3 protein-coding genes and 1 pseudogene are annotated in these 2,733 nt (G+C 70.3%); 2 read left to right on the top strand and 2 right to left on the bottom strand.

The annotated features are described in order from the left end of the window. A partial coding sequence (locus G6021_RS13825; protein ID WP_182641536.1) for an AAA family ATPase occupies window positions 1-959 on the top strand: 959 nt, incomplete at its 5' end. Window positions 960-998: 39 nt separating this feature from the next. Beyond that, window positions 999-1,316, top strand: a complete 318-nt coding sequence (locus tag G6021_RS13820) for a hypothetical protein (protein ID WP_241731314.1) — start codon at window positions 999-1,001, stop codon at window positions 1,314-1,316. Window positions 1,317-1,427: 111 nt separating this feature from the next. Here the strand turns inward: G6021_RS13820 and G6021_RS13815 are convergent, their stop codons facing one another. Both G6021_RS13815 and G6021_RS17455 read right to left on the bottom strand, forming a co-directional pair. After that, complete coding sequence (locus tag G6021_RS13815) at window positions 1,428-2,171, bottom strand: succinate dehydrogenase/fumarate reductase iron-sulfur subunit (RefSeq protein ID WP_182615485.1); 744 nt, start codon at window positions 2,169-2,171, stop codon at window positions 1,428-1,430. Between the two features lie 34 nt (window positions 2,172-2,205). Further along, a pseudogene (locus G6021_RS17455) lies at window positions 2,206-2,733 on the bottom strand (fumarate reductase/succinate dehydrogenase flavoprotein subunit); the annotation flags it as partial.

The raw sequence follows: 2,733 nt of genomic DNA, 5'->3' as shown, positions 1-2,733 counted from the left end.
GGCTGGCGGCCGCGCGCTCGGAGGCCTCCGCACGGGTGGCCTCGCTCCGTACCGAGCTGGCGGGCGCGGAAGCCGAGGTCACCAGACTGGGGGACGCCGCCCACCGCGACGAGATCGTCCGGGCCCAACTCGAGGTCAAGGTCTCCGAACTCGAGTCCGCGGTGCTGGAACGGCACGGCATCGAACCGGAGGCCCTGGTGGCGGAGTACGGACCGGAGGTGCCGCTTCCGCCGTCCGCGCTGGAGATCGAGGAGTACGAGGCGGCCCGCGATCGCGGGGAGGACGTCACCCCACCCCCGCCGATGCCGTATCTGCGTGCCGAGCAGGAGCGTCGACTCAAGCTGGCCCAGAAGGATCTCGCGACCCTCGGCAAGGTCAATCCGCTGGCGTTGGAGGAGTTCGCCGCCCTCGAGGAGAGGTACGCGTTCCTGTCCACCCAGCTCGACGACGTCAAGAAGGCCCGCGCCGACCTCGAGGGGGTGATCGACGACGTGGACGAGAGGATCGAGCAGATCTTCACCGAGGCATGGGTGGACGTCGAGCGCGAGTTCCGCGACGTGTTCTCCGTGCTGTTCCCCGGCGGTGAGGGCCGGTTGATCCTCACCGACCCCACGGACATGCTGGCCACGGGGATCGAGGTCGAGGCCCGGCCGCCGGGAAAGAAGGTCAAGCGCCTGTCGTTGCTGTCCGGTGGCGAGAAATCGCTGACGGCCGTGGCGATGCTGGTGGCGATCTTCAAGGCCAGGCCCAGCCCGTTCTATGTGATGGACGAGGTCGAGGCCGCACTCGACGACACCAACCTGCGCCGCCTCATCGGACTGTTCGAACAACTCCGTGAGACCAGCCAGCTCATCGTGATCACCCACCAGAAGCCCACGATGGACGTCGCCGACGTCCTCTACGGGGTGTCGATGCAGGGCGACGGCATTTCCAAGGTGATCTCCCAGCGCATGCGGTGATCGCGTGCCACCACCGTGCTGATCAGGCACCATGGGGCCATGACTGATCGAGAACTGCACATGGACGCGAGCCTGGCGCGGTCGGCCCGGATCCTGTGTCTGGTCTCCACCGGGGTCATCGCCGCACGGTCGGGGCTCGACCAGCAGAAGATCCGGGACTACGAACGCGGGGTGGGCGACCTCGACGACGCGGAAGTGCAGTCACTCACCGACGCCCTCACGTATTACGGCGCCCGGTTCATCCCAGAGGACGAGAACGGGGGTGTGGGCGTGCGGCGCAAGTTCACCCGGACGAAGGTCAAGATGATCGACCGGTGGGAGAGCGAGGGCGGCCCGGTCAGGGAGGACGACGTCTAGAGACCGGCGGTCGAGCTGGTCGGCGACACTCTCGTCACTCCCTCCGACGGCTCGCAGGCCGCGACCTCGCCGTGCCCGTCACCGCCCCGCTCCGCTTGGGACTGACCCCGGTCACGAGCGCCTGAAGACCGCGCGGAGGCGCTCCCGGTTGACCATGCCGATCGCACGCAGCGGAATCCCCGCCGGGCACACCCTCGAGCACTCGCCGTAGAGGGAGCAGGAGCCGAACTCCTGATCCGCGGCGTCGACCATCTCGCGTGCCCGGGACCCGCGTTCGCGGCTCGCCACCGGCATCAGGGCCAGATGCCCCAGCTTCGCACCCAGGAAGAGATTGGCCGATCCGTTGGGGCAGGCCGCCACGCACGCACCGCAGCCGATGCAGGCCGCCAGATCCAGTGCGGTCTCCGCGTCGTCGTGCCCCTGCGCCGTGAGGTCGGCGTCGGGGGCCGTCCCCGCGGGAAGCGACACGTGGGCCCCGGCCTCGGCTATCCCGTCCAGCGCGGAGCGGTCCACCACCAGGTCCCGGATCACGGGGAACACCGCCGCGCGCATCGGTTCGATGCGCAGGGTGTCACCGTCGGAGTAGGCGTCCAGGCGCTGGTGGCACGAGGGGGTGTTCTCGGCCGGGCCGTGCGCGCGCCCGTCGACGGTCACCCCGCACGCTCCGCAGATCCCCTCCCGGCAGTCGGAATCGAAGGCCACCGGGTCCACCCCGTCGTCGACCAGTCGGTCGTTGAGCGAGTCGAGCAGCTCGAGCAGGCTCATCTCCGGTTCGGCGTCCGGAACGTGGTACTCCACGTAGGCGCCGGACTCCTCGGGACCGGCCTGCCTCCACACGCGCAGGGTGAGTCTCACGGGGTGGTGCTCGCAGTCGTTCGTCGAGTGGATCTCATCGGTAGTCCCTCGTGGTGAGCTCGACCGCGGAGAAGTCGAGCGGTTCGGCATGGCGGGTGAAGGTGCGCGGGCCGCCCCGGTCGTCGCCGGCCGATCCCCAGGCCGAGGCGAAGCGCCAGAGGTCGTCTCGGCGCAGCGCCTCGCCGCCCGGGGACCGGTGTTCGTCGCGGAAGTGGGCGCCACAGGATTCGTCGCGGTCCAGGGCGTCGACGCACATCAGTTCGGCCAGCTCCAGGTAGTCGGCTGTCCGGCCGGCCAGTTCGAGCACCTGGTTGAGGTGCTCACCGGTCCCGGTCACGCGGAGGTCGGACCAGAACCGGGCCCGGAGGTCGCGGATGCGCCCGATCGCGGCGGTCAGCCCCTCGGCGGTGCGGGTGACCCCGCAGCCGGCGTAGAGGATCTCGCCCAGCGCGCGGTGGAAATGGGCGGGCCCGGTGGATCCGCCCACCGCGAGGAGCGCCTCGACGCGCGCCCGGGCGCGGCCCACGGCGGTGGTGACCACCTCGTCGTCGTCGTCCGGTGG

Source organism: Dietzia sp. CW19 (genome assembly GCF_014145265.1).
Taxonomy (GTDB): domain Bacteria; phylum Actinomycetota; class Actinomycetes; order Mycobacteriales; family Mycobacteriaceae; genus Dietzia; species Dietzia natronolimnaea.
This window is presented reverse-complemented; position numbering and strand designations above follow the sequence as displayed.

Bases quoted from the DNA above. Each gene is read 5' to 3' on its own strand.
- G6021_RS13820 (WP_241731314.1), top strand. From the start codon at position 999: ATGACTGATCGAGAACTGCACATGGACGCGAGCCTGGCGCGGTCGGCC.